At 55.6% G+C, this 1,641-nt stretch carries 3 protein-coding genes; 1 reads left to right on the forward strand and 2 read right to left on the reverse strand.

Annotated elements, in window-relative coordinates:
* The coding region (locus tag AC5E6N_RS23150; protein WP_491750016.1) for an Asp-tRNA(Asn)/Glu-tRNA(Gln) amidotransferase subunit GatB at nt 1-742 on the reverse strand (742 nt) is incomplete at its 3' end.
* Nucleotides 743-831: 89 nt separating this feature from the next.
* On the opposite strand from AC5E6N_RS23150, the gene AC5E6N_RS23155 reads away from it, so the two are divergent.
* On the forward strand, nt 832-1,254 hold the full coding sequence (locus AC5E6N_RS23155; RefSeq protein ID WP_491750017.1) for a DUF6455 family protein: 423 nt from the start codon (nt 832-834) through the stop codon (nt 1,252-1,254).
* Between the two features lie 175 nt (nt 1,255-1,429).
* On the opposite strand, the gene AC5E6N_RS23160 is transcribed toward AC5E6N_RS23155, so the two are convergent.
* Nucleotides 1,430-1,641, reverse strand: a 212-nt coding sequence (locus tag AC5E6N_RS23160) for a hypothetical protein (RefSeq protein WP_491750018.1), incomplete at its 5' end; no start/stop codon positions are given.

The raw sequence follows: 1,641 nt of genomic DNA on the forward strand, positions 1-1,641 counted from the left end.
GGCCGACAAAGCGTATCGAGTTGACGTTCTTGATCTCGCAGCGCGTTCCGAAATCCTCGCCTTCGCGGCGCACCGAAACATTGACATCGGCGCGCATGGAGCCCTCGTCCATATTGCCGTCGCACGTGCCGAGATAGCGCAGGATGGTGCGCAGCTTGGTCAGATAGGCCTTTGCCTCCTCGGAAGAACGCAAATCCGGTTTCGAAACGATCTCCATCAGCGCGACGCCGGACCGGTTGAGGTCGACATAGCTCATCGTCGGGTGCTGATCGTGCATGGATTTTCCGGCATCCTGCTCCAGATGCAGCCGCTCGATGCCGATCTCGATATCTTCGAAATGGCCCTTTTTGTCGGGCCCGACGGATATGATGATGGTGCCTTCGCCGACGATCGGGTCCTTGTATTGCGAGATCTGATAGCCCTGCGGCAGATCGGGATAAAAATAGTTCTTCCGGTCGAAGATCGAGCGGTGATTGATCTGCGCCTTCAAGCCCAGCCCGGTGCGGACCGCCTGCCTCACACACTCCTCGTTGATCACAGGCAGCATGCCCGGCATGGCCGCATCGACCAGCGATACATTGTCGTTCGGCGCATTTCCAAACGCCGTGGACGCGCCGGAAAACAGCTTGGAGTTGGACAGAACCTGCGCATGAACCTCCATGCCGATGATCACTTCCCAGTCGCCGGTGGCGCCCGGAATGAATCGTTTGGGGTCCGGTGTACGCGTATCGATAATCGTCATGTCGGTTTTCTTAAGGCTTGGAATTTGCGGAAGTCAGGTCGGCGAAGGGTTAAGCATCGGGCGATGATGCTCTAAACCAACGAACTTCAGTGTTCAAGCGTTTCCGCTTCACACGGCCCCTTGGGCATTCACCGCCACCGTCCACCGAATTCGCAAAAAAGTTTGACATAAATCAAATGACCACCGTTTGCCGAAGCATAAAATTCGCCCGACTGGCACTGAAATCGGGGGAAACGATGAAATTTCGAGATTTTATATCCCGTATCGATCGACATGCCGATTTGTTCAACCGGATGACAGGAAAGCTCGGCCTGCAAGAGGATCTTGCAGACATGGACAATGTCGGACCGGTGTACCGCAGAGCAGCGATGCGCTGCCTGAGTTGCGCCAAGGCAGACGATTGCGAGAACTGGCTGGCAAAGCAAACCGAGCCGGAGGAAGCTCCGTCCTATTGCCGTAACCGCGGCCTGTTCTCGAGACTTAAGGCAGCCCATATGCTGCACCACGAATAGAAACAGGCCCGGCTGCATGATGAGCAGCGGGCCCGTTTCTTCACAGCTCCCTATGGGAGAGTATCCCTCAACTTTCCCCGGCGCTTTTGCGTCCGGGGTCCTTTTTTAGAAGCATTCCACAAACATCCGGGCAGGTAAAGCACTTGAAGGTTGCTTTGGACAAAGACGTAAAACCTTACCGCTTCTTTGAGGAAAACACCCCTGCCGACTTGCCAACCCGCAGGGCCAACGTAAGATACTTGAAAAGACTCAAGACAGACCGCTGGCTTCGGCTGCCGGGATCCAGAAACGTTTTCGGGGCGAGGACTTGGGAAAAGGCAACGGTAAACGACTGATACCCTACCTTCCTGTTTTGCCGGCGGTCTCCTTTTTGAGCGGCTGCGGCCT

It is taken from the genome of Hoeflea sp., assembly GCF_984452065.1.